22 protein-coding genes are annotated in these 24,516 nt (G+C 48.0%); 16 read left to right on the plus strand and 6 right to left on the minus strand.

From position 1 onward, the window contains the following. Window positions 1-334: 334 nt before the first annotated feature. Genes AM1_RS15525 through AM1_RS15535 form a run of 3 tightly spaced genes read left to right on the plus strand, consistent with a single transcriptional unit; the run spans window position 335 to window position 2,822 of the window. Entirely contained in the window at window positions 335-1,126 is a 792-nt protein-coding gene (locus AM1_RS15525) for a 16S rRNA (uracil(1498)-N(3))-methyltransferase (protein WP_012163822.1), read from the plus strand. Next, window positions 1,105-2,169 carry a hypothetical protein gene (locus AM1_RS15530; protein WP_012163823.1) on the plus strand — a complete coding sequence of 355 codons (1,065 nt, stop codon included), beginning with the start codon at window positions 1,105-1,107 and terminating at the stop codon, window positions 2,167-2,169. The genes AM1_RS15525 and AM1_RS15530 overlap by 22 nt, the downstream gene beginning before the upstream one ends. A 41-nt stretch (window positions 2,170-2,210) precedes the next feature. Then, window positions 2,211-2,822 carry a DNA topoisomerase IV subunit B family protein gene (locus AM1_RS15535; protein WP_041659898.1) on the plus strand — a complete coding sequence of 204 codons (612 nt, stop codon included), beginning with the start codon at window positions 2,211-2,213 and terminating at the stop codon, window positions 2,820-2,822. 62 nt (window positions 2,823-2,884) lie between these two features. Here the strand turns inward: AM1_RS15535 and AM1_RS41050 are convergent, their stop codons facing one another. Continuing rightward, window positions 2,885-3,205, minus strand: a complete 321-nt coding sequence (locus tag AM1_RS41050; protein ID WP_148215752.1) for a hypothetical protein — start codon at window positions 3,203-3,205, stop codon at window positions 2,885-2,887. Window positions 3,206-3,604: 399 nt separating this feature from the next. Here AM1_RS41050 and AM1_RS15545 point away from each other — a divergent pair, with 399 nt between their 5' ends. Continuing rightward, window positions 3,605-4,111 (plus strand): CGLD27 family protein, encoded by a 507-nt coding sequence (locus AM1_RS15545; protein WP_012163827.1) that lies wholly within the window; start codon window positions 3,605-3,607, stop codon window positions 4,109-4,111. Window positions 4,112-4,172: 61 nt separating this feature from the next. Further along, window positions 4,173-5,126, plus strand: a complete 954-nt coding sequence (locus AM1_RS15550; RefSeq protein ID WP_012163828.1) for an asparaginase — start codon at window positions 4,173-4,175, stop codon at window positions 5,124-5,126. On the opposite strand, the gene glmM is transcribed toward AM1_RS15550, so the two are convergent. Beyond that, a complete protein-coding gene (gene glmM, locus AM1_RS15555) occupies window positions 5,123-6,574 on the minus strand; it encodes a phosphoglucosamine mutase (protein WP_041659899.1) in 1,452 nt (483 codons plus the stop codon). The genes AM1_RS15550 and glmM overlap by 4 nt on opposite strands. 276 nt (window positions 6,575-6,850) lie before the next feature. Between glmM and mrdA the strand changes: the two genes are divergently transcribed. From mrdA to AM1_RS15570, 4 genes are all read left to right on the plus strand, one after another. Then, a complete protein-coding gene (mrdA, locus tag AM1_RS15560; protein WP_012163830.1) occupies window positions 6,851-8,620 on the plus strand; it encodes a penicillin-binding protein 2 in 1,770 nt (589 codons plus the stop codon). A gap of 81 nt (window positions 8,621-8,701) precedes the next feature. Continuing rightward, window positions 8,702-10,417, plus strand: coding sequence for a GTPase HflX (gene hflX / locus AM1_RS15565; RefSeq protein WP_012163831.1), 1,716 nt, complete (start codon window positions 8,702-8,704; stop codon window positions 10,415-10,417). Window positions 10,418-10,546: 129 nt separating this feature from the next. Next, a complete protein-coding gene (locus AM1_RS42190; protein ID WP_012163832.1) occupies window positions 10,547-10,711 on the plus strand; it encodes a hypothetical protein in 165 nt (54 codons plus the stop codon). Between the two features lie 75 nt (window positions 10,712-10,786). Next, on the plus strand, window positions 10,787-10,978 hold the full coding sequence (locus tag AM1_RS15570; protein WP_012163833.1) for a heavy-metal-associated domain-containing protein: 192 nt from the start codon (window positions 10,787-10,789) through the stop codon (window positions 10,976-10,978). Here the strand turns inward: AM1_RS15570 and AM1_RS15575 are convergent. Further along, window positions 10,975-11,667 carry a DUF938 domain-containing protein gene (locus AM1_RS15575; protein ID WP_012163834.1) on the minus strand — a complete coding sequence of 231 codons (693 nt, stop codon included), beginning with the start codon at window positions 11,665-11,667 and terminating at the stop codon, window positions 10,975-10,977. The two genes, AM1_RS15570 and AM1_RS15575, sit on opposite strands and share 4 nt — an antisense overlap. Window positions 11,668-11,893: 226 nt before the next feature. Between AM1_RS15575 and AM1_RS15580 the strand changes: the two genes are divergently transcribed. Together AM1_RS15580 and AM1_RS15585 are read left to right on the plus strand one after the other, a co-directional pair. Continuing rightward, entirely contained in the window at window positions 11,894-12,463 is a 570-nt protein-coding gene (locus tag AM1_RS15580; RefSeq protein ID WP_012163835.1) for a DUF2808 domain-containing protein, read from the plus strand. Window positions 12,464-12,714: 251 nt separating this feature from the next. Continuing rightward, the gene (locus AM1_RS15585; protein WP_012163836.1) at window positions 12,715-13,428 is read left to right on the plus strand and encodes a lysophospholipid acyltransferase family protein; all 714 of its coding nucleotides are present in this window, start codon (window positions 12,715-12,717) and stop codon (window positions 13,426-13,428) included. A 57-nt stretch (window positions 13,429-13,485) separates the two neighbouring features. On the opposite strand, the gene AM1_RS15590 is transcribed toward AM1_RS15585, so the two are convergent. The 3 genes from AM1_RS15590 to AM1_RS15600 form a co-directional block, all read right to left on the minus strand. Beyond that, window positions 13,486-15,234: a ribonuclease J gene (locus AM1_RS15590; RefSeq protein ID WP_012163837.1), complete on the minus strand. Its 1,749-nt coding sequence runs from the start codon at window positions 15,232-15,234 to the stop codon at window positions 13,486-13,488. Between the two features lie 119 nt (window positions 15,235-15,353). Next, window positions 15,354-16,238, minus strand: coding sequence for a 4-hydroxy-tetrahydrodipicolinate synthase (gene dapA / locus AM1_RS15595; RefSeq protein WP_012163839.1), 885 nt, complete (start codon window positions 16,236-16,238; stop codon window positions 15,354-15,356). A 226-nt stretch (window positions 16,239-16,464) separates the two neighbouring features. Further along, window positions 16,465-17,505: an aspartate-semialdehyde dehydrogenase gene (locus AM1_RS15600; RefSeq protein ID WP_012163840.1), complete on the minus strand. Its 1,041-nt coding sequence runs from the start codon at window positions 17,503-17,505 to the stop codon at window positions 16,465-16,467. A gap of 534 nt (window positions 17,506-18,039) precedes the next feature. Between AM1_RS15600 and tig the strand changes: the two genes are divergently transcribed. The 5 genes from tig to mutL all read left to right on the plus strand — a co-directional run bounded on the left by tig (window position 18,040) and on the right by mutL (window position 24,514). Next, on the plus strand, window positions 18,040-19,686 hold the full coding sequence (tig, locus tag AM1_RS15605) for a trigger factor (protein ID WP_012163841.1): 1,647 nt from the start codon (window positions 18,040-18,042) through the stop codon (window positions 19,684-19,686). Between the two features lie 153 nt (window positions 19,687-19,839). Then, entirely contained in the window at window positions 19,840-20,556 is a 717-nt protein-coding gene (clpP, locus tag AM1_RS15610) for an ATP-dependent Clp endopeptidase proteolytic subunit ClpP (RefSeq protein ID WP_010476616.1), read from the plus strand. A gap of 9 nt (window positions 20,557-20,565) precedes the next feature. Beyond that, the gene (gene clpX, locus AM1_RS15615) at window positions 20,566-21,909 is read left to right on the plus strand and encodes an ATP-dependent protease ATP-binding subunit ClpX (RefSeq protein ID WP_012163842.1); all 1,344 of its coding nucleotides are present in this window, start codon (window positions 20,566-20,568) and stop codon (window positions 21,907-21,909) included. A 24-nt stretch (window positions 21,910-21,933) separates the two neighbouring features. Beyond that, window positions 21,934-22,791, plus strand: a complete 858-nt coding sequence (locus tag AM1_RS15620; protein WP_012163843.1) for an alpha/beta fold hydrolase — start codon at window positions 21,934-21,936, stop codon at window positions 22,789-22,791. 1 nt (window position 22,792) lies between these two features. Beyond that, the gene (gene mutL / locus AM1_RS15625; protein WP_012163844.1) at window positions 22,793-24,514 is read left to right on the plus strand and encodes a DNA mismatch repair endonuclease MutL; all 1,722 of its coding nucleotides are present in this window, start codon (window positions 22,793-22,795) and stop codon (window positions 24,512-24,514) included. Window positions 24,515-24,516: the final 2 nt, after the last annotated feature.

Raw genomic sequence — 24,516 nt, forward strand, 5'->3', positions numbered from 1 at the left:
GCATTTCTTATGACCAATAATTGGTGAGAAACACCCGAATTCTCAGATGTGTGAAGTGTTAACAGCCTTTACAAAATAGCACAACTCCTGAGGTCCCACATGGCTTTTTGGCGGGACTTTGTTTAATGCATCAGCGACCCCTGCTTTTTGCCTTCTTCAGGGGGTTGGTACCCGTGCGCGAGCCCAGAAATTTATCGGTTTAGGTTGACTAGAATGACAGGGTTGGGATAAAGCAAGATCGCTACTTCCCTTTTTTTGGGTTTAATAGTTTTTATATACCTGTAGCGATAGTTGCCATCGCAAAATTTCCAATACCTTAGGTAAACCTAAACTTGTGGACCATAGTGCGGCCCAACTGCAGCGGTTAGCAATAGCCCCTGAGCAACTCCAAGATCATCAGATTCATTTGACGAGTGATCAACAACATTATCTTTGTGATGTGTTGCGGCTGGGGCATGGCGATCGCTTTATTGCCATGAATGGGCAGGGACAACTCTGGGTAGCGGAGTTGCAACCTGATGCTAGGTTCGCCAGGCGGTTGAAAGCTTTAGGTGAGCAGACTGAGCTGGCGATGCCGATGATGTTACTGGCTGCCCCTCCGAAAGGGAATCATTTTGACCAAGTGGTTCGGAGTGTAACGGAATTAGGGGTCAGTTATATTGTGCCGCTCATTAGCCAGCGAACGCTGCTGAAACCGAGTTCTAATCGTATTCAACGATGGCAGCGGATTGCCACAGAAGCAGCTGAGCAGTCCCACCGGCAGATTATTCCTAAAGTGTTGGATCCGGCCTCCTTTGAAAAAACAGTGATGCAGGATGATCAGGGCGACTGGCAACGATATATTTGTACTGTAGAGCCGTCAGCACCGAATTTCTTGCACTGTCTCAGCCAAGCTTTAGATCAAGAGAGCCAATCAGGTGTTGCTGTTATGGTAGGACCCGAGGGTGGATGGACCGAGACTGAGACCCAGCAGGCCCAAACAGCCGGATACCAAGCAGTATCTCTAGGCCAAAGAACCTTAAGAGCGGTCACCGCAAATTACATGGCAGTATCTATTGCGATCGCACAAATAGAACTACACACTGCGTACCCAGGGGGAAAAGTATGCACCAAGAAATCGCCATAGCATTGGATCGTCAAGACTATCAGATGGCGTCTCAATTGATTCAAGCCATCCCCATGAGCGATCCATGGGGCAAGCTCTATTTGGGGAAATTGCAAGCGGCTCAATCTGACCATGAACAGGCTGAGCAGACCTTCCGTGCTTTACTCCAAGAAGATTACGGTCCCAAAATTGCCCAAGCGGCTCGCGAAGGTCTCAAACAACTTCAAGATCATGCTCAGGCGGTACGACAAGCCAAACTGAGTCAAGCGACTGCGAATCCCGAGCAGACGCAAATAGGGGCACTGATTTTAGAACCCTTACCGACAGATGCCAAAACCGAGGCAGCCCTTAAATTTGCCAAAATCATGCAGGTTGAACCCTATACAGCCCGTATGTTAATCCCCAGCCGCGGGTGGCGCCTCTATCGGATTGGCCCGATTGGAGAGCTAGAGATGTATGGCCAAGACTTGCAAGCAGCAGGAATTCCTAACTTTGCGGTCACCATGACCCAGGTTCAAACGCTTAAGGTTCATCAGGTCTGCTATATTCAATCCTCACAGCCCTCACCGGAAGTCTTGGTGTCTGATCATCACTCGCAACAAACAAATTCATTCCGATTCCAGTGGTCTGATGTAACTCAACGGGTTGAAGGTCTAGTTCCTATTTTTGAAAAGGTTGTAGATCGCGATCCGCGTGGTAAGCTGCAGCGCAAAGAAAAGACGCAGGATCATGCTCAATTCTGCGATCTGCACTTGCCCCAAAAAGGCTGTATTTTGCGATTCTATGATGCAGCCTATCAATTCAACCAAGGCATCAAGCTCACGGAAGTGGATCAGGAAACCTCTTGGGCGAATTGGCGTGGCTTAACCACCTTGCTGACCCAAAACTTGCCCCATGCAACTACGTGGGCAGATTTTACCTCTTTTGCCGATACTGCGGTTGAGCAGCTTGAGCTATTGGGTGCATTTGAGTCTTATATCAATTTGTTACGGCGAGAAGATAGCCAATGGGATCAGGCCTTCCACTTGTACAGCAGTTTAGCCATGCTTAAACAACAGGTCTAAAGGAATAAGCTTAGCGTCTTGGGCAATCTAGGTAATCTGGTATGGACAAACATGACCTGCAAGACATAGAAGTTCTACCATGGCCGGAGCCAATTCGACGTCGGTCACATCTGTATGTTGGTGATCTGTTGGATCCTGAGGTGTCAACTATGTTTCTGCTCCAATCGCTTTGCCATGCTATCGATGAAGCGATTGATGGACATTGCAGCACCGTAAAAATTTTAGTTAAAGATTTTGGTGCTGTGATTGAATATGATGCTGGTCTTCCCTTGCATCCTGTCCGAAATGGACAGGTTCCTGCTGTAGTTATATTGATGAGTGGACCGAGAGGATGCAGCAATATGAAGAAGCATATTGAAGTCGGTTCTGAATATTGTGAATTGGGGATAGCCTTACTCAATGCTTTGTGCTGCAACTTCTCCGTGGTGACCTATGCAAATGGGCAGCAAGCTACGTTGAGTTTTAAGGCAGGGAAACTCCAGCATCCGGTGAACTTACAGAAATCTGAACATGCTGACTTCACCCGCATGGCCTTCCAGCTAGATGACACAATCTTGCCAAGATTTACTTTTAATGAAGCGACTATCCACCAGCACGCCCAAGAAATTGGCATCAAATATGGCATTAGCGTTGACGTTTCTAAGAAAAGTTAAGGTTTAACCTGGCCAAAATTGCTCCAAACCGTTTTACGTGACCTAACATCGTAATCGCGGGTCTACACAGTGCAAGTAATGCTCCCTTGGTGGCATTTAGGACAAATGCAATTGCTGGCAAAGTTTAACTTTATCGTGCCCATGTGGTTGCAAATTGGACAATAGATCTGAGTGAGATCTAGCTGTATCATCCCTTCTTCTTCCATCACAGAGATCGCGGTTCCAGAGATTACTTCAGAAAGCATCAAATTCCAAATTTCAGCATTTTTCACTTGAATTAGAGCTAGCTTGAGCTTTTTCTTGAATGGTTTTTTTGCGCGTTTAATGCGGCGTTGCCAAGCCTTTTGTTTTGCTTTGTCAAAAACTGGATGTTTAGAGGGCAAAGATTGAGAATGCAAAAAACATAGCTTTCCTAATTTTGGATAGTTTAAATCCTCACTGTATATCGGCAATAGAGAGAAACAGCCGATACAGACCGATCTCGTCTCAATAACCCGATGGGTTGAGAGACCGACCACTCCATGACCCCCTAGAAATTGAAAATCGCACTGGTTGCATTTATAGGCCACATGCAAGCTCATAGTGCCGTAGGTTCAACGATGAATGAATAGAGATTAACGCTCTCTCCGTTGCTTATCCATTCTGGTAGCTTATTCGCGCGCCCTTGTGAGTTTCTCTAGCAAGTTGATCTAGGATAAATAGGTGACTTGAAGGATGGATCCTTAGCGAAATATAGAGTTTAGTGGTCTCAGGTTCACACTTCCCCCTCTTGAGTTGAGTGAATGATGAACGCTCCCGTTTCTAATTGCCCTGTGCCCCTTGAGCAACAGCCTCTGAATGAGTACCAAAGTCTGCAAGAATCCTGTTTTTTTCGATGGGCCACTTTAGAAGACGCAGCATATCTCAATAGAGGTTTTCAGTTAGGTAGTATTGCCAGTGTGATTGCTGCTCCCTTTGCTGCCAGTAGCTTTTCCTTAGCTGAATCCCTGGGCCAATTTGTTTTGACGCTCTCGGTTGTTGCCACAGGCTTGCTGGTATTGCTGGTTTTGCGGCTGTATCTGGGATGGTCTTACGTTTGCGATCGCCTATTGCGCGAAAAAATCTTTTATGAAGAAACCGGTTGGTATGACGGTCAATATTGGACCAAGCCTACCGATGTGCTGGATCGAGAACGGTTAATTGGGACCTATGAAGTTCAGCCGATTCTAGAGCGTTTGCGGCGAAGCCTTTTCGGTCTAGGCCTGACTTTGGTAGGAGAATTTAGCCTTTGGTGGTTGATCACTGCTTAAGCTTAACTCCCCAGTTAAAAATATATTTACCCAATCAGCATCTGATGCTAGAGTCTTACGCATGACCATGGGAAAACGCAATCATAGCCCTGCACTTGAGATCCATCTACTGCGGGAAGGGATTATTGAATCCAAGCATCAAGCTGAAGCCGTTGTCTGTGATACCAAGGGCAGAATGCTCTCTATTGCTGGGCAAACAGATACCTCTTGCTTTATTCGCTCCGCCTTAAAACCGGTTCAGGCTCTAGCGGTGGTGACAAGCGGCGCCATGGAGCATTTTGATCTCAACGACCGGGATCTCGCGGTGATGTGTGGGTCCCACCATCATACGGTCGAGCAAGTTCGGCAAGTCTTTAACATCCTTTGGCACTGCGATATCGATCCGACGGCCTTGCAATGCCCAACTCCCCAAGGTTTAGATAGTCCCCTAGAACATAATTGCTCGGGTAAACATGCAGGGATGTTGGCGGTTTGCCAACAATGTCAGTGGCCCTTAAATACCTATATGGAGGCCCGGCATCAGGTTCAGCAGTTGATTCTCAACCAGATGGCGGAATTGCTGAAAATGCCAGCGGCAGAATTTATGCGCACCCACGATGACTGCGGTGTACCGACCTACTATATGCAGTTAGAGCAAATCGCGACCCTCTATGCCCATCTCAGTGCGGGTAATAATTTAAATATTGAGCGGGTGATGCGGGCGATGATTCACCACCCCACGTTGGTGGCAGGGCAAGGCCAATTTGATACGGATTTAATGACCTTATCTGCTGGAGAATTAGTCAGTAAGTCGGGAGCCGAAGGCGTGCAATGTGTGGGTCGCATTGGTGAAGGCTTAGGCTTAGCGATTAAAGTTAAGGATGGTGCAAAGCGGGCGAAATATGCCGTCGCCATTCACTTGCTGCGAGAGTTAGGCTGGCTAGAACCCAGCCATGCCGATACCCTAGCCGATCGCTATTTATGCCTGAGCAACTATAAACGCCTAGAAGTGAATGGCGAGCTAGTGATGCTTTAGGCTAGATGGGTTTCAACCGCACGGACTAATTGGTCTGTCCAATGGTTGACCATTCTCATATCGCGGGCTTCTACCATGACGCGAATGAGAGGTTCTGTGCCGGAAGCCCGCACTAGAATTCGACCTTGATCCCCCATATCGTCCGTAGCTTGATCAATCAGGGTTTGGAGGGGTTGGCACTCTTGCCAATTGCGTCTGCGATCGCGATCTTCGACGCGCACATTCTTGAGAAGTTGGGGATAAGTCTGAAAGCTGTCATCCACTAAACAGGAAAGGCGGGTCTTGTTTTGACAAATAATGGTTGCCAAATGCAATGCCGTTAACAACCCATCGCCACTGACACCATAGTGTGGACATAGGATATGGCCAGATTGCTCGCCCCCTAGCATGGAGCCGTGATTGAGCATCTCAGCATGAACATTTTGATCACCCACTGCTGCTCGTAAGAGGGTGCCGCCTTGCTGCTGCCAAGCCAATTCGAATCCTAAATTGGACATGACCGTGGCTACAATCAGGTCTTTGGGCAACTGATTTTGCTGCTGTAAAGCTTTGCCCCACAGATAGAGAATATAGTCGCCATCCACGGTGCGGCCTTGACAGTCAATCGCGAGCACGCGATCGGCGTCGCCATCAAAGGCAAAGCCGACATCAGCCTCATGTAAGTTAACGGCTGCTTTCAAGGGGGCTAAATGTGTAGAGCCGCAATTGACGTTAATACGATCACCATCCGGCTGATCGTGTAAACAAATGACCTCAGCCCCCATGGCTTTAAAGACAGCAGGCGCTAACTGAGTGGCTGCGCCCCAAGCGAGATCCAGAACGACTTTCAACCCTTGGAAATCGACTTGAGCGTGTAAAGGGGTTTGAATTGCATCAGTATAAGATTTTGTCAGTTCAGGCCGATGGAAATGATGTCCCCAAGTGCCTGAGGGCTGTTGTTGGCTATAGGCTCGAATCCGTTGTTCAATTTTCCCTTGAGTGGTGGGAGGGAGCTTAGTACCGTTGGCTTGAAAAAATTTAATGCCATTATCTGCCGGCGGGTTATGACTGGCAGAGACCATCACGCCACCTACTGCTTCGGTGTGATGGGTTAAGTAGGCAACGGTGGGGGTTGGACATAATCCGATATGCCAAACATCTAGCCCAGCGGCGGTCAGACCTGCCGATAGCGCCATCGCTAACATATCACTAGAGTTGCGAGAGTCTTGGCCTAAGATAAAGGGCTGATGAGGAGATGCATCTTGTCCCAACTCAAGTCCTGCACAAAAGCCCACTTGGAGCGCTAATTGAGGGGTGAGATGTTGACCGACATGGCCTCGAATTCCATCCGTTCCGAATAAGTTCACATCTTTTGCGGCTGCCACGACTTTGCGCGCTAGTTTGGCAGGTTGAACGGTGCGATCGCTTTTGGTAACACTTTTCTGCTTAGATTGAGAAGTAACAGACATTGGACAATACACTCCACACCATGGCTGTACGATCCCCAAAGACGGAATACCTTATCTACGGGTGAGTAGATATACACAATGGATCCCTGCTTGGGTGTTCGTAAGCTTAACACTTAGGATAGAAAATAGCATGTTCACGGAAAGAGCTGCTGTACGCTTCTGGGATGTAATGGGCTAGAATATCGCGGTAGCCTTAGCTAGAGCTTTTTTCGAAGATTAGGCGCTTCCTACCGATGTCATGCGGATTATGCGAGTGTGCCCTATCCAACAGGATCAATGTCCCTTTCTAATCAATCATTTTCTCTACCACGACGTCAGCGTTCTCAGCGCAGTGTCGGATCTGGCCCTCGGAAGTTTGTTTTTGGTGGCTTTATCAGCCTTTTATTGTTTGGAGCGATTGTTCCGCGCCTCAGTTTTTTGCAGATTACTGAAGGGGCACTGAATCTTCAGAGAGCCGAAGAAAATCGAGTTCGTTTAATTCCAAAACGGCCTGAACGGGGCAAAATCCTAGATCGTAAAGGCCGGATTCTGGCGAACAGCACCTATACCTATTCCGTTTTTGTTTGGCCCATTGCTCAAAAAGACGAAAAGTGGTCCCAAACGGTGGATGTCCTGTCTTCAATTCTTAAAATTCCTGAAGCGGAAATTCAGGAGCGCGTAGAGGTAGAAGGCCATAACTCAACTTCCTTAGTCCGCGTGGCTCAAGGCTTGACCTTTCCCCAAGTGGTGGCGCTGTCGGAACGGATGAGCGACATTGTAGGGGTTGAAATTGATAAGGAAGCCATTCGCTATTACCCCCATGGCGAACTGGCCTCTCAGGTAATTGGCTATATCGGCGAGATTAATGAAGAAGAGTTAGCTCGCCAACAAAAGAAGCCCTATCGCCTAGGGGATGTGGTTGGCCAATTAGGGATTGAAGCCTCCTACGAACAAAAGCTACGGGGCACTTGGGGGGGCAACCAAATTGAGGTGGATGGTGCAGGCCGGATTGTGCAAATCTTGGGCCAAAAATTACCCATCGCTGGCGAGGATGTCAAACTCACCCTTGATTTAGACGTGCAAAAGGCAGCCGAAAAGGCCTTAGGCAAACGGCAAGGGGCGGTGGTCGCCATCAATCCTAAGAATGGCGCTATTATTGCTATGGCCAGCTATCCAGGATTTAACCCCAACTGGTTTGCCAAGCGCGTTACAGAAAAGCAATGGCAAGAGTTACAAAACCGCAAATTCCCCTTTGTCAATCGGGCCATGCAGGCCTTTCCCCCTGCGAGTACTTTCAAGATCGCCACTGCGATCGCAGGAATTGAATCCGGTAAATATTCCCCCAATGCTCTGGTAGCCACCTCAGCCTCAGTGCATGGTGTGGGAGATTGGAATGGGGCAGGCTTTGGCGTGATTGGTTTTCAAACGGCCTTGCAGTGGAGTAGCAATACCTTTTTTGGGCGTGTGGGCGTGGGGACCAGTCCCAAAATTCTAATTGAGTGGGCTAAGCGTTTAGGGGTTGGAGAGAGAACGGGCATTGATATCCCAGGAGAGTCTTCTGGGTTTATTCCTGATCCAGCTTGGAAAAAAGAGGTGTTTAAAGACGCCTGGTATCCCGCTGACACCGTTATGGTTTCTATCGGGCAGGGGGCAGTACAACTCAGTCCCCTCCAAGTCTCCCTCATTTTTGCTGCCATTGCCAATGGGGGGTATAAAGTCACCCCTCACCTATTCCAGTCCGATCAGCCCGATGACCAAGGGCGGACCTCCCTGAATTTAAAACCCAAGACCTTAAATACGATTCGTTCGGGTTTACGAGCGGTGGTCACCAGCGGTACAGGTCAGGCGTTAAATGTGCCTAGTATTCCCCCGGCAGCGGGTAAAAGTGGGACGGCTGAAGACCCCCCTCGCTCTTCCCACACTTGGTTTGGGGCCTATGCTCCCTTTAATAACCCGGAAATTGTAGTGGTGGCCTTTGGTGAAAATACAGGTGGGGGTGGGGGATCTACGGCAGGTCCTATTGCCTTAAAAGTCTTGGAAGCCTACTTTAAGGCTCAGAAGAAATAGCCCTCATTAAGGATCGTTGACGACCATTGCCAGTTTTTTTTGGGCAACTCTACAATTGAGGGGCAATGATGTCGTCTTGCTTTGGCAAGGCAAGGAAGACTTATCGAAACGATTTACGGTAATCTCAAAGGCTTAAAATCTAATCAAATCAAGCAGCTGCGGCGACTCTACCATCAGCGACTTCCGAGTGATCGCATCACGACGTCTGACTTTGCCCAGCGATTAGCTGCCATCAGTACGGATATTCATCAGCCCATCAGCACCTATCTCAACCGTCGTGGCCAGGTGATTCGGGTGGGTGTGGGGTCTCCCCGGCAAACCCAAATCCCCCCGTTAGAATTGCCTCGATATGGTGCAGATCGCTTGAGCGGCATTCGCTGTGTTGCCACCACCCTTAAACAAGAGGTCCCCAAGGAGTCTGCATTAACGGCGATGGCCTTACAGCGCTTAGATGCTTTGGCCGTCCTTACCATGACGGGCTCTGGTTTTGAGCGGCGCGGTGGTGGAGCCACGGGATATGTTCGGTCGACCTACCTGGCTCATCTCGTGCCTGATCCAACCACCCCTTGGACCATTTCTTCCCCGTTGAGTCTCGAACAGTTGGCTCAACAGAATTTGATGGATTTGGTGGAAGCCTTAGAGTCTGAATTTGGACGCTCTCTGAACCCTCGCTTGTCAGAGACAGCTGAAACTGAGCAGGTGTTAATGGTTGGGGTGATTCCTCAAGCCGTCTCTAAAGCAGAGATGAAGGCTAATTTAGCAGAGGTGGCGCTCTTAGTGGAGAGTGCTGGCGGAGTCGTGGTAGAGACGATTCACCAGAAGCGGTCTCATCCCCATCCCCAAACGGTTGTGGGAGCCGGTAAAGTCAAGGAAATTGCCCTAAGGGCCCAAACCTTAGGGGTGACGCTAATTGTTTTTAATCTAGATCTTTCCCCGTCTCAGGTGCGTAATTTAGAGACCCAAATTGGCATTCGTATTGTCGATCGCACGGAAGTGATTTTAGATATCTTTGCCCAGCGAGCCCAATCCCAGGCGGGCAAATTACAGGTGGAACTCGCGCAATTGGAATACATGCTGCCGCGATTGGCAGGGCGAGGCCAAGCCATGTCTCGCCTTGGGGGTGGTATTGGTACTCGAGGACCGGGAGAAACGAAGCTGGAAACAGAACGACGAGCCATTCAACGCCGAATCAATACCTTGCAACAGGCGGTCAACCAGCTCCAGGCTCACCGTTCCCGTCTGCGTCAACGTCGTCAGCATCAGCGAGTTCCGTCCGTTGCTGTGGTGGGCTATACCAATGCCGGCAAGTCGACCCTGCTGAATGTGTTGACCAACGCCGAAGCTTATACGGCCGATCAGCTCTTTGCCACCCTCGACCCTACGACCCGTCGCCTTAGTATTCCCGATCCTGAAACCCATCAGATGCGGACTTTAGTACTAACGGATACGGTGGGATTTATTCATAATCTCCCTCCCCCGTTGATGGATGCTTTTCGAGCAACTTTGGAAGAGGTGACGGATGCTGACGTTTTGCTGCATGTTGTGGATTTGTCTCATCCCGATTGGGAAAATCATTTGCGATCGGTGATGGATTTGCTAGGAACTATGCCGATTACACCGGGGCCAGGATTGATTGCCTTTAACAAGATGGATCAAGTTAGCAGTGAAGCCTTGGCGATTGCCCAAGACCAGTTTCCCCAAGCTGTCTTTATTTCAGCGCAAGAACGCTTGGGATTGAACACTCTGCGACAAAAACTATTGGAATTAATCGATTATGCGGCCATGCCTACGGTTTAGTGCTGCCCTGTTGGTTAAAGCTGCTTATTGCGTGATCGGTATCACGTTGGTCATCATCCAAGATCACTGAGTTATGGCTGAATTGGGGGGAAACTCAATTCAGTAATCACAACAGTCAGGGAGCAGACTATGTGGATTCGACGTAGCCATTGGCAGGAAGAACAGCCTCAACTTCAAGTTCAAGCAGAGTGGACCCTCGTTGATGGACAGCTGCAGTGTCAGTGGCAGCCCGCAACAGTTCTTGCAGAAGTGGAACAGCCTCTTGCCATGCTTAGGCGACCCAAAGCTGCCTAACTCTCGTAGGATTTGTAATGATGGGAAGTGCTATGGCCCTGCTCATCGTTCCGTCCTAAGTGGGAGTCTAGAAAGATGATTCAGCTGACCATTTCTGATATGGCCTGTTCGGCTTGTGTAGAGAGAATCGAGGCTGCGATCGTAGCATTGGATTCACAAGCGATCATTGAAACTTATCTGGATCAAAAGCAAGTCCAAGTCACCTCTCAGCGATCAGAAGCAGATATTTGCGAGGCGATTTTGGCGGCCGGCTACACGCCCACCTAATTTTTGTCTTGACTAACGCTGTGTTCAGATACAGATTTTGAGGCAGATTGTTGCCATATCACCGATAAATTATTGGCGGGCATCGCTACAGTTTGTTGCAGGTGCAGGCCATGTTGGGCCGCAAGATGACTGACCTCTGCCAACGGTCGAATTCCCCATTCAGGATTACGATGTCTTAGAGACTGATCGAAGGCCAGATTACTTGGAGCGGTCGGCTGGTTTGCTTGGATAAACGGCCCATAGAGATATAAAAGTCCTTGGGGAGAAAGGAGGCGGGCAGATCCTGCTATTAATCCTTCTGTGGCTTGCCAAGGCGCAATATGAATCATATTGATATTAATGATAGCCACTATTTTAGAGTGCGTTAACCCATAGCGATCTAAGGTCTGAATGACAATCTCAGGCCAATTGGGTTTGCAAACATCTAGGGCAATCGGTTCATTAAGATTGGCCGCGCGAGCTTGGTGTCGCCAAGCCGTGATACTAGTGAGAGATGCAGAAGACTGATCGCTGGGTAACCAGTCCAAATGGGGTAACTGTTGGGCCAAAAAAGCAACATGCTCCCCTGTGCCACTCGCAATTTCTAAGACAATTCCTTGCTGGGGTAATACTTGTTTGAGAATAGTGAAGATGGGCTGATGGTTGCGCTGGAAAGCAGGAGCGTATTGCCGTTGATCACCATTGGGCATAGGTTTGTTTTGCCTCGGGCACTTTGATCCAGTGTGTACGTCTTCAGTGGGTAGGTCAAAACGAAGTTGTGTAACGGCACTACCTTAACCCAGCTCTTAAATTGTCACAATTTCGACCAATCTACAGAAGGTTGGCTGTTACGATATGCTAAAAAGAAAAGATTTTATTAAGTAATATTTACTCCCCCTCTCTTTGTTCACCCTCAAGTCTTGGTTTAAATTACCCATGTCAACCCTTAAACGCTCCGTTAGACGTTTCGCCAGCATTGCTCTTTGTGCAGGTTCTCTGGCCGTTGGAGTGCCTTTAATTAGTGAGGCACAAACCAACCCCGGATTCAGTTTTGTCTGGGGTGATGGTCCTTCCCAAAAACAGCAGTTGGGCTATGTTCTAAGTTATGGAACCCCAAGACATTTGAGCGATCGCTGGCGGCTTAAAATCAAGCGTCAGAGCGTGGCCATTGATCGCATCAACATTACCTATCCAGACTACTTTGATGGCAAATTCAAGGCAAAAAAGATTGAACTTCGCCATGCCCCCAAGAGTCGATTGTTTAATCTCAAGAAGGGCAAAAATATTCCTGTTGATTCTGTCACCATCGATCCAGATGGTGGTGTCATTGAAATCATTCCCACCGAGGTGATTCCAGCCGACACCCCTATAGAAGTCGTTGCTTCAAATGTCAGGAACCCTAAATCTGGTGGAACCTACTTTTTCAACTGTCGAATTTCTTCTCCTGGAGATGTCGGCTTAATGCGATATGTGGGGGCCTGGATTGTTTCCATTTATCGTAATTAGTTTCAAGCATTAGCTAAATTAGCTACATGCTCTCTCCCCCTTTCCATTGCAAGAGTTACCTTGCAATAGAAAGGGGTTATTAATGCTTGCAAAATTTGTGACGATTCTTTAACTGTCCTTGCCTATCGTCACAGGCTTACAATCTCTATATACAGTTATAAAATACTAAGAAAAATCCATTTTGTAGTCGAATGAGTTTTCTTACTAAGTATTTAGCGTTTTTTAGTTAAATTCTGGCCTGAGATACTGCTGTGTCACCATCAGCAAATATTACATCCATAACATCTTCTATTTCATATCCCTTTACTTCATTTATTTATTTCTTTGGGCGTTCAATTGTTATACCTGCCTATTTCAGCAGTATCAAAGTTTCGGGTTTAGAAAAGTTTCCTCAAGAAGGGCCTGTTGTCATTGCACCTACGCATCGTTCTCGCTGGGATGGCATCATGGTTGGCTATACCTTTGGCCGACCTGTCATTGGTCGAGACCCCCGCTTCATGGTCACGGTTAATGAAATGAACGGGTTTCAAGGATGGTTTATTCGTCAGTTTGGTGGATTCCCGATTGATCCGGATCAACCTTCGATTGCAGCACTGCGGCATGGGCTTGATTTATTACAAGCCCATGAAGTATTAGTTATTTTTCCTGAGGGAGACGTCATGCGCGATCGCTATGTCCAATACCTCAAACCTGGTTTTGCTCGCCTGGCCATTCAAGCTCAGAAAAAACTAAAAACTGGCCCGGCGATTAAAGTTGTGCCTGTAGCCCTTGACTACGGATGTGCAGTGCCAAAGCAAGGCTGCGAAATTCATGTCAAAATTGGTTGCCCCCTCAACGCCACTGACTATCCAGGGGCGACTAAAAAAGCGGCAGCAAACCTGAGCAGCGACCTCAAAGTTGCCCTCAATGGCTTACTGGAACATGCCACTCTCAATCCGGAAGTGACAACATCCGTATCGTCGTAAATAACTGCCTAGGCTGAGTCATAAGATGGACTCGGCCTAAGCCAGGTCCTCCAAAACTTAACGTGCAGCTGTTGCTTTACTTCTCTCCGTATACTTTGCTTTCAAGCCGATAGGCTGTTGTGGATGTTGTAAAAGCAGTAGCAAGGTGGCATTAGTTTGTAGTTCCCGCCTTAATAAGCCTTGGAGCTCTCGCTCAATATAGCTTTTAAGACCATCCCAGTCTATGGAATGGTCCGTTGATTGACTAAACTGGTCCCAGCGGTTTCTCAAGGCCAATTCAACCGCGCTTTGTACCCACGCTTGCCACTTATCACTTGTAATTGTGGTGACGACTCCTCGCAAATGAACTTCAGGCGCTGTCAATAGTTGACCATCCAGTCCGATGGTGGCAGCGACCGTTACGAGCCCATCTTCGGCGAGGCGTTGGCGTTCTTCCAAAACATGCGCTTTTAAAATACCGGCTCGATCCATGAGCTCAATCCCAGAAGGGACCTTACCATCAATCTGAATGGAGTCAGGTGTCAAAGCCACCATATCTCCATTATTAATGATCACCATGTTTTCTTCCGGAATCCCCATACTCTGAGCAGTTTGAGCATGTTTGATTAACATGCGATGCTCACCATGCACTGGCAAGAAGAATTTGGGGCGAGTTAAGTTCAACATCAGCTTTTGATCCTCTTGGCAGCCATGGCCTGAGACATGAATGCCATGATGGCGACCATAGATAACGTTGGCCCCCTGCATCATCAACTGATCAATGGTGTTGACGACCGCAATGGTATTGCCGGGGATGGGGTTTGCCGAAAAGACCACGGTGTCGCCTTGGCGAATTTGAATTTGACGGTGCTCCTTACGAGCAATCCGAGATAAGGCCGCCATGGATTCCCCTTGAGATCCTGTGGTTAAGATTAAAATCTTATGATCGGGAAGATTCCGAATTGCTTTTAAGGGCTCAAACAAACTATCGGGACATTTGATGTAACCCAGATTTCGAGCATGGGCAATCACATTCAACATGGATCGGCCAACGACAGACACTGTTCTCCCCTGTTTTTGAGCAATGTCTAAAATCATGTTGATGCGGTGTACGGACGACGCAAACGTCGTCACCAACAAACGTCCTTTCGCTTGAGAAAACACCCGCTCCAAATTAGGATAAACCGAGCGTTCAGAAGGCGTAAAACCAGGTACTTCCGAATTGGTTGAATCGCTAATCAGGCATAATACGCCCTGCTCTCCATGTTCAGCCAACTTTTGTAAGTCGAAGTTTTCGCCATCTACGGGAGTGTGATCGATTTTGAAATCCCCTGTGAAAATCACCACACCAATAGGTGTATGAATGGCGACGGTAAAGCTATCAGCCATGGAATGAGTATTTCGAATAAACTCCACAAAGAAGTGAGAGCCTAAGCGCACAATATCTCGGGGAGCAACCGTTTTAAGCTCTGTTTTACCCGCAACCCCTGCTTCTTCCAGCTTTCGCTGCAATAAAGCCATCGCGAGGCGAGGGCCATGAATGACCGGAATATCGATTTGCTTTAAGTGAAACGCAATGCCTCCAATATGATCTTCATGACCATGGGTTACAATCATGCCCTTAATTTTGTGGCGGTTCTCACGCAAATAGGTCATGTCTGGCAGCACAATATTGACACCGTGCATACCATCTGTGGGAAATGCGAGCCCAGCATCTACTAAGATAATTTCATCTTCAAATTCAAAGACACAGGTATTTTTGCCAATTTCATGAAGGCCACCCAGAGGAATAATCTTGAGGGCTTGTTTCGTGTCAGTTTCCGTCATATGTTTCCTTAGCTATAAAGTCTTGTGCTAGATAGTGGGCAGACTGTGCAATGGACTGTCTGCATTGAAGTGCGATGGATTTTGTTGTGGAGCGTTGGGTTAGTAGAGGTGCTCCATGCCTATAGCAATGCCAAATCTGTTAGAGTATTTTTCAATTTTTGAATGATGGGGTCAGGCGCTTCAGGAAGCGGTAAACGGGTAGAACCCACTTGCCATCCTTGTAATTGAAGTGCAGCTTTGACTGGGATAGGATTAGTGGTTGCGAACAATGCTTTACATAAAGGGAGCAATTTAAGGTGAATCTCTGTTGCGACTTGTGGTTCCCCTGACGCAAACGCAGTCACCATTTTTTGAAGCAACTCTCCCACCAAATGACTGGCTACACTGACTACGCCTGCAGCACCAACGGATAGATAAGGTAAGGTCAGAGAGTCATCTCCAGAGTAAATGGAAAACTCAGGTGGTGTTAAGCGACGAATTTGACTGACTTGATCAAGGTTGCCACTCGCTTCTTTAATGGCCACGATATTGCCAATTTCTGCCAGCCGAGCGACTGTGTCAGCTTCCAAATTCTGCCCCGTGCGACCCGGTATGTTGTATAACATCAACGGGAAATCAGGAACAGACTCCGCAATGGCCCGAAAATGTTCGTATAAACCTTCTTGGGGTGGCTTGTTATAGTATGGCACAACCAACAAGGCACCATCTAGTCCTAACTTTGCAGCTTGTTGCGTGGCTTCAATGGCTTCTCGGGTGGAATTAGATCCAGTTCCCGCCATCACTTTAGCTTTGCTGGCAACCGCTTTACGAACCACTTGAAATAGCTCATATTCTTCTTGCCAGGTTAAGGTTGGAGACTCACCTGTCGTACCGCACAATAAAAGCGTATCTGTGCCATGATCGGCAAGATGAATGGCTAGAGCTTCGGCCACAGAAAAATTCATGTCCCCAGTGTCAGTAAAGGGGGTAACCATGGCTGTCAGAATCTGTCCGAAGAAGGTCACGCGCTGTCCGCTCCGATATTAAGGTTCAATAGGCTCATGTGAGAAATGGCACACTCCAGTATTCATAGTTAAGGCAGCGTAAAAAGCTGCGTGGATGCTTTTAGAAGGTTGGGCGAGGTGACTATCACTCTTACCGCTTTCATAGGGGTGATGCGTAGTTGAATTGAGACTTTATTCTAGTTTTTGGCTATGAATTAGCGCGGTCCTATGAAAGCAGGGTAAACGGTTAGGCAGATGCTACAGCAGCGGGTTTTAAGAGTTGTCGTTCTACCAGTAATTCTGCAATTTGGACAGCATTTAAAGCTGCTCCTTTGCGAATTTGGTCGCCGCTTAACCACAACTCTAGGCCGTTGGCATGGGAAATATCTTGACGGATGCGGCCCACTAAAACGTCGTCTTGCCCGCTTGCATCGATGGGCATCGGAAAATAATTGGCTTGCCAGTCTTCAACTAACTTAACCCCTGGAGAATCCTGTAGAATTGTCCGGGCCTTCTCAATTGGAAAAGGTTGGGAAAACTCAAGATTAATAGCTTCTGAATGTGCTCTAAGGACTGGGACGCGGACACAGGTAACAGATACTCTTAAGTCAGGTGCGTTAAAAATCTTGCGAGTTTCTTGCACCATTTTCATCTCTTCTGTGCAATAACCATTCGCATTCAGATCAGAATTGTGCGGAAATAGGTTGAATGCGAGGGGATAAGGAAAGATTTCGGTGGGAGGGGGATCATCGTTCAAGATTGCTTGGGCTTGGACTTTAACTTCTTCCATAGCCCGCGCGCCAGCGCCACTGGCAGACTGGTAGGTGGCAGCCAGAATTCGTTGTACAGGTTGCAATTGGTGTAAAGGCCAAACCACAACATTCATCAGAATAGTAGTGCAATTAGGATTGGCAATAATCCCTTGATGTTGAGTCACCGCATCGGGATTGACTTCAGGCACGATTAAAGGAACCTGAGGATCCATACGATAGGCGCTGGAATTATCAACAACGACTGCTCCAGCCTTCACTGCCTTGGGTGCCCAAGCTTTAGAAACGCTTCCACCGGCTGAAGCTAGGACTATATCAATACCCTGAAAAGCCGCTTCGCTAACCTCTTCAACCTGAATGGTTTCTCCCTTAAATGTAAGGGTTTGCCCAGCTGAGCGAGGAGATGCTAAGAGTTTGAGGGTGGATAGCGGGAAATTCCGTTCTTCTAGTAGGGTGATGAGCTCTGCACCCACTGCTCCCGTGGCCCCTAATATGGCTACTCTGTATGCTTGACCCAAATTCGATTCCTCCAACGTCTGTAATTAAAGGGCTAAATAAATAATTGGATGTGTAAGTTCAAGATAGTGATCTAAGAAAGTTGATTTTAGAAAGGTTTGGTTTTTAAGAACGCGAGTTGGGCCGGCCGCTCTGAAGGAATGGATTAAGTCTATTGGAATACTGAAGGGTTACGGTGATGTTGCGCCTTGCTTGAAGTAACCTTATCACTCCAGTTTAAGGCATCAACCTCCGGTCTTCGAAATTTTTGATGTAATTTATGGCTTGAGGTCAGTCTCTTTAGTCAGAGTCGCTGGAAGATCGTTGGGGAAAAAGGTGAAGGGCTTCTACTGCACTAGGGTACCCAATTAGCGCTCATTATATCGTTTGCGAGGGAAGGGTTAAGAACATGAACTGGGGCAAAATTCGCTAATCTAGGTTTAGCTGCATTCACAACTTGAATTAGAATAGCTCTACTAATATCAATCAACCCTGCTTGATTAGTTGCATATTATTACTCACACATTATTTTTGGTCCGCTGGGAGAGGGAATCGATTTGTCTAAAACTAAAGAGCTACTAAAGGTAACACAGGAAAAGCTCCCTGGCAGTCAAATCAGTCTGGAAATAGAAATTTCTCCTGAGCAATCGCGTCAAGCGTATGAGCAAGTAATTATTAAGTTCATGCGATCGGCTAATATTCCTGGTTTTCGTAAAGGTAAAGTCCCCAAACAGGTTATCCTCCAACGGTTTGGCACAGATCAGTTAAAAGCCTCTGCGTTGGAAGATTTGGTTCAAAAGAATTTTGAAGCTGCGGTTAAGCAAGAAGAGATTGAAGCCTTAGGTAACGTTCAATTCCGCTCATCTTTTGATGAACTCGCTGCTGAGTTTGAACCCGGTAAGGCGATTGTATTTGCCGTTAGTGTCGATGTCCCCCCAGAAGTCACCCTTAAGAAGTATCAAGACTTTAAAGTTACGGCTGAAAAGATAGAGTATGAAGCAGCTAAGGTCGATGAAGTTCTAGAAGAACATCGATCTTCGAATGCAACCTTGGTCCCTGTCGAGGATCGAGCTGCAGCAGCGAATGATGTTACCCTCGTCGATTTTGAAAGCCGATTCTTACCCAGTGAGTCAGATGCTGATGAAGAAGGTGAGACGCCAGAGGGAGAGTCCGTTCAAGACTTCCAACTGGAACTCGTGAAAGGGAAGTTTATTGACGATTTGATCGATGGCATCATCGGTATGCAAATTGGGGAAACCAAGAATATTGCAGTGACACTGCCTCAAGAATATTTCCAAGATGAGTTGGCTGGCCGCTCTGCTGAATTTACCGTCAGTCTCAAGGATATTAAAGCGAAAGAGCTGCCACCTCTAGATGATGATTTTGCCCAAGATGTTAGCGAATTTTCGACCTTGGCAGAATTGCGCCAGTTCTTAGAAGAGCAATATCAGCAAGAAGCCCAAGATAGTACGGATGCCAATGTGGAAGCAGCTCTTCTAGAGGCATTGATTGAAGAGCTAGACGTTGATCTACCTGAAAGCATGATCGACGATGAGCTGAATGTCATGATTCGAGAAACTCTCAGTCGCTTGCAGTCTAATGGTTTAGACATTAATAAGCTGGTGACCAAAGAGATGCTCGGGGAGATGAAAGAACGCATGCGATCAGATGCAATTCCTCGTTTGAAGCGAACTCTTGCCTTGGCCGAAGTGGCGAAAGCGGAATCGATCACAGTTGAGGCGGATGCTATTGCAGATCGATGCCAAGAAATTCTAAAGGATCTGCAAGGACAAGATATTGATCGGGATCGCCTAGAAGCTGTTGTTGAAGATGAGTTGTTACATAAGCAGGTGGTAGCTTGGCTAACCGAACACTCTGAGGTGGAATTGGTTGAGCCAAAACCTGAAGAGGATGCTGCAGAAGCGGAGGCTAAAGCAGAGGAAGAGGCTACTGCTAAAGAAGTAAAGCCATCTGAAGCTAAGAAATCGGCTAAATCAACCGCGAAAAAAGCATCTACAAAAAAAGCGAAGTCGGCTAAAGTAGCTGAGGAAGTGGCTGATGAGACTAAGGAAGAATCAGCTGCCAAGAAAACACCTGCTAAAGCTAAACGGTCAACGGCAAAAACCACTAAGAAAACATCTACTAAGACGAAAAAAACATCTGCTAAGCCCAAAGCAGATGATTCAGCCACTGATTCTGAATAATAGGTTGCTAGTCCGTTTAAGAACGGGAGCAGCTTTTTCCAAAGGAGTTAAGGCATAATATAACTGGTTGACAAGGTGAAAGGGTAATCGCCTTAGATCCCTACACCTAGATATCGCTAATACTACCCATTGATACGATTAACGTTGAGGTCCATGATCTTGTCTCATTCTTCTGATCACTTCTATCCTGGTCTGTCTGGTGAGTCCAGTCCTACCTATATGCCGCCTCGCAATATCGTACCGATGGTTGTTGAACAGTCTGGTCGAGGCGAGCGGGCGTTTGATATATACTCTCGCTTACTCCGTGAGCGAATTGTCTTCTTAGGTGGAGGTGGCTCTGCCAATGGGGGCGGCATTGATGATGCTGTTGCGGATGCAATTGTGGCTCAGCTCCTGTTTCTAGAATCAGAAAACCCCGAACAGGATATTTACCTTTACATTAATTCACCTGGCGGTTCGATCACGGCAGGAATGGCTATTTACGACACCATTCAGCATATTCGCCCCGATGTTTGTACCATTTGTTTTGGTTTAGCAGCTAGTATGGGTGCGTTCCTTTTATGTGCAGGTACTGCAGGCAAACGAATGGCATTGCCAAATGCGCGAATTATGATCCATCAGCCTTTGGGCGGTGCTCAAGGTCAAGCGGTAGATATTGAAATTCGAGCTAAAGAAATTTTGTACCTCAAAAACAATCTTAATCATCTTATGGCAGGCCATACAGGGCAGCCGTTTGAGCGGATTGAAGCAGACACCGAGAGAGATTTCTTTATGTCTGCAGAAGAGGCACAAAAATATGGTTTGATTGATCAAGTCCTCACTAGACAAAATCTTCCTAACCACTCTGAAGCCGTCAGTGAAGTCCACTAAGAGAAAGCCATGTCTAAATATGACTCCCATCTCAAATGTTCATTTTGTGGTAAATCTCAAGAACAGGTCCGCAAATTAATTGCTGGGCCGGGGGTCTATATCTGCGATGAATGCGTAGATTTGTGCAATGAAATTCTGGACGAAGAGCTATTCGATACGGCTAGTAGTATGCCTGCTGCCAGTAGAGCCCCGGTGGCAGAGCGTAAACGGTCTCAATCTGCTCCCTTGTCTCTCAATCAGATTCCTAAACCACGGGATATCAAGTCATATTTAGATGAACATGTCATCGGACAAGACGAAGCGAAAAAAGTCTTGTCCGTTGCCGTATATAACCATTACAAGCGTTTGAGTATTAGCCAAGCTTCGGCAGATTCTGTTGCTGAGTTGGATGATGCCATCGAATTACAAAAATCCAACATTTTGCTGATCGGTCCTACAGGATGTGGCAAAACGTTGCTGGCTCAGACATTGGCTCAAATGCTCGATGTTCCGTTTGCGGTGGCAGATGCCACAACCTTGACAGAGGCTGGCTATGTAGGGGAAGACGTCGAAAATATTCTATTGCGACTCCTCCAGGTTGCCGATTTGGATGTAGAGGAAGCCCAAAGAGGGATCATCTACATCGATGAAATTGATAAGGTGGCTCGTAAGAGTGAGAATCCTTCGATTACGCGAGATGTGTCTGGCGAAGGGGTGCAGCAGGCTCTGTTAAAAATGCTGGAAGGGACAGTGGCTAATGTTCCTCCCCAAGGTGGGCGCAAGCACCCTTACCAAGACTGTATTCAAATCGATACCACTAACATTCTATTTATCTGTGGTGGGGCGTTTGTCGGTCTCGATAAAATTATTGAGCAGCGGACGGGCAAAAAAGCCATGGGATTCATCCAAGATGGTGAACTCCGAGCAAAAGAGCAGCGCACTGCCGATATGCTGAGAGATTTGGAAGCTGAAGATTTAGTCAAATTTGGGATGATTCCTGAATTTACTGGTCGGATTCCGGTGATGTCTGTGATTGATGCTCTGGATGAAGATGTACTCTGTCAGATTCTGACGGAGCCACGCAATGCTTTGGTGAAGCAATATCAAAAGCTATTGCGGATGGATCGGGTAGAGCTGGAGTTTCAGCCTGATGCGATTCGCGCCATTGCTCAGGAAGCCTATCGACGCAGGACGGGAGCCAGGGCTCTGCGGGCTATTGTCGAAGAGATTATGCTGGATGTGATGTATGAGCTACCGTCCCAATCTCGTAAAGAGCTGACCCAATGCCTGATTACTCGCTCGATGGTGGAACAGCGGTCGACGGCTGAGTTGTTGGTGCATCCTTCCGCCATCTCGACCCCAGAATCTGCATAAGTTCGTTTCGGTCACATTTATTTCATGCCTCAGGCTCTCATTCGCGGTCATGATCACTACTATGAATGGGTGACGCAAGACCCTCGTCAGTTGAGATCTGGAAAGCCTGTGATGGTCTTTCTCCATGGTTGGGGAGGTTCGAGTCGCTATTGGCGACCTATCGCCCAAGCGCTGGCTGCCGATTTTGATTGTTTACTGTACGATCTCCGTGGGTTTGGGCAATCCCAAGATTCACTGCGGGCGTCTAGAGATGTCGAGACATATACGATTCAATCCTATGTGGAAGATTTAGAGGTTTTATTGGATGCTTTGGAGATTTCGCAAGTGTTTCTCCAAGCCCATTCCATGGGATCGACGATTGGTGCTTTGTTCCTCAATCAATATCCTCAGCGAGTTCAGCAAGCGATTCTTGCCTGTAGTGGGTTGTTTGAATATGATGAGGAAGAATTCCGTCAGTTTCATCAGGTGGGTGAGTGGGTGGTGCGATTACGGCCTCGTTGGCTGGCCCAGGTGCCCCTCTTAGATCGGCTGTTTATGGCCCGCTTTCTCCATCGGCCCATTGCCGCTGACCAACGCCGAGGGTTTGTGTCGGACTATGTGGGGGCAGATGCAGTCGCTGCGTTGGGAACCTTATTGTCTGCTGTGAGTGAGTCGGTGGCAACGGCCATGTCTGCAGAATTTGCCCAGCTCCAAACGCCCACGTTAATTGTGTCGGGGGATAAGGATCAGATTGTTCCAGCGGACTCGGGGGAGGAAGCTGCTGCTTTGAATCCCAATATTGACTATGTGAGGATGGCCCAAACGGGGCATTTCCCCATGTTGGAAGATACCTCCACCTATCTACAGCATATTCACCACTTTTTAACGCCGGTGACCTGTTGAGATGGTAGAGTGCGCCCCCGATCTTCAGATTCAGCCTCTGGGAACTGATTTGGTTCATCGAATTGCGGCAGGAGAGGTGATTGATTCCCTCGGGGCTGTCGTGCGGGAACTCCTGGATAATGCCTTAGATGCTGGAGCGGATCGCATCAGTGTCTCCCTCTGGCCCCAAGATTGGCGAATTCAAGTCGTTGATAATGGCCAAGGTCTCACTGCTGCCAATCTAGCTCAAGCGGCTACGCCCCATACCACCAGCAAACTACAGCGGGAAGAAGATTTATGGGATATCCAGACCCTGGGGTTTCGAGGCGAGGCCCTCCATAGTTTGGCTCAAATGGGACGATTAGAGATTTGCAGCCGACCTGTGGGATCGGCTCAGGGGTGCCGAGTTCGATACGATCACCAAGGCCATGTGGTGGCCCAAGAGACGGTTGCGATCGCACCCGGTACCGTTGCCACCGTGGCAGATTTATTCCAAGACTGGCCGACCCGCAAACAGGCTCTCCCCGATCCAGCACGGCAAATGCGAGGGGTGCAAACCATCATCCATGACTATGCCCTGTGCCACCCCCAGGTCACCTGGCAAGTACAGCAAAATAATCGCTTGTGGTTTAGTATTGCCCCAGCCAAAGCGGCTCAAGATATTCTTCCCCAGCTCTTGGCGACCCTGCAGCCTGGAGATTTATGCCATCATCGCTGTCAGATTCCCGATCTACCAGGAAATAATGTAGTGGAAGTAGTGTTGGGCTTACCCGATCGCTGCCATCGCCATCGTCCTGACTGGGTAAAGGTAGCGGTCAATGGTCGCTGTGTTCAAGTCAGCGGTGAAGATGCAGGCCAGTCTCACCCCTTGGAGCAAACCATCCTAGGGGCGTTTCGACAAACCCTACCCCGCCATCGTCATCCTCTATGCTTTATTCATCTCCATGCTGACCCTCAGCATGTAGACTGGCACCGGCACCCTGCTAAAACCGAGATTTATCTGCGGCATTTGGACCAGTGGCGACCTGCCGTAACCACGACGATTCAGGAAGCGCTGCAAATTCCTGCTGAAATTCAGGACTCAGGTCATACTCAGAAAATTCGCCAATTGATGAAAGTGGCGGAGGCTAAAGGGGTTTATCACTTACAGCAGCCATCCCTGTTATCTTCCCAGCCTGAGCAAGCAGCGGGGGAGTCCGGCTTTAATGTCCTGAAGGCCATTGCCCAGTTGCACCGGACCTATATTGTGGCAGAGCATCCTTCGGGAGTCTGGCTGGTGGAGCAGCATATTGCCCATGAGCGGGTTCTCTACGAGCAGTTGGGGCAAGACTGGCATTTAGTGCCCTTAACCCCACCGATGATGCTACGAGATTTAACCGAGAGACAGGTGGAGCAGCTCACGGATATTGGTATTGATATTACGGAATTTGGCCATCAGCTGTGGGCCATTCGCTCGGCCCCACAACGGCTAGCGGAACGCCCGGATTGCGAAGCGGCCCTGATTGAACTCAGTCAATGTGAGAGTATTGAAGCAGCCTTAGCCGCCACTGCTTGCCGGAGTGCCATTCGCAATGGCATGGCCCTCAACCTGTTGGAGATGCAAAACTTGTTGGATCAATGGCAGCAAACCCGTCATCCGCGCACCTGCCCCCATGGACGACCGATTTATTTATCAATGGAAGAAGCAGACTTATCTCGGTTTTTCCGTCGGCATTGGGTGATTGGTAAAAGTCATGGAATCTAAAT

The sequence above is a fragment of the Acaryochloris marina MBIC11017 genome (assembly GCF_000018105.1).
Taxonomy (GTDB): domain Bacteria; phylum Cyanobacteriota; class Cyanobacteriia; order Thermosynechococcales; family Thermosynechococcaceae; genus Acaryochloris; species Acaryochloris marina.

Excerpts from the sequence above, each read along its gene's own strand:
- AM1_RS15530 (WP_012163823.1), top strand. The coding sequence starts at position 1,105 with ATGCACCAAGAAATCGCCATAGCATTGGATCGTCAAGACTATCAGATG.
- AM1_RS15535 (WP_041659898.1), top strand. The coding sequence starts at position 2,211 with ATGGACAAACATGACCTGCAAGACATAGAAGTTCTACCATGGCCGGAG.
- AM1_RS15545 (WP_012163827.1), top strand. The coding sequence starts at position 3,605 with ATGATGAACGCTCCCGTTTCTAATTGCCCTGTGCCCCTTGAGCAACAG.
- AM1_RS15550 (WP_012163828.1), top strand. The coding sequence starts at position 4,173 with ATGACCATGGGAAAACGCAATCATAGCCCTGCACTTGAGATCCATCTA.
- glmM (WP_041659899.1), bottom strand. The coding sequence starts at position 6,574 with ATGTCTGTTACTTCTCAATCTAAGCAGAAAAGTGTTACCAAAAGCGAT.
- mrdA (WP_012163830.1), top strand. The coding sequence starts at position 6,851 with ATGTCCCTTTCTAATCAATCATTTTCTCTACCACGACGTCAGCGTTCT.
- AM1_RS42190 (WP_012163832.1), top strand. The coding sequence starts at position 10,547 with ATGTGGATTCGACGTAGCCATTGGCAGGAAGAACAGCCTCAACTTCAA.
- AM1_RS15570 (WP_012163833.1), top strand. The coding sequence starts at position 10,787 with ATGATTCAGCTGACCATTTCTGATATGGCCTGTTCGGCTTGTGTAGAG.
- AM1_RS15575 (WP_012163834.1), bottom strand. The coding sequence starts at position 11,667 with ATGCCCAATGGTGATCAACGGCAATACGCTCCTGCTTTCCAGCGCAAC.
- AM1_RS15580 (WP_012163835.1), top strand. The coding sequence starts at position 11,894 with ATGTCAACCCTTAAACGCTCCGTTAGACGTTTCGCCAGCATTGCTCTT.
- AM1_RS15590 (WP_012163837.1), bottom strand. The coding sequence starts at position 15,234 with ATGACGGAAACTGACACGAAACAAGCCCTCAAGATTATTCCTCTGGGT.
- clpP (WP_010476616.1), top strand. The coding sequence starts at position 19,840 with ATGATCTTGTCTCATTCTTCTGATCACTTCTATCCTGGTCTGTCTGGT.
- clpX (WP_012163842.1), top strand. The coding sequence starts at position 20,566 with ATGTCTAAATATGACTCCCATCTCAAATGTTCATTTTGTGGTAAATCT.
- AM1_RS15620 (WP_012163843.1), top strand. The coding sequence starts at position 21,934 with ATGCCTCAGGCTCTCATTCGCGGTCATGATCACTACTATGAATGGGTG.
- mutL (WP_012163844.1), top strand. The coding sequence starts at position 22,793 with ATGGTAGAGTGCGCCCCCGATCTTCAGATTCAGCCTCTGGGAACTGAT.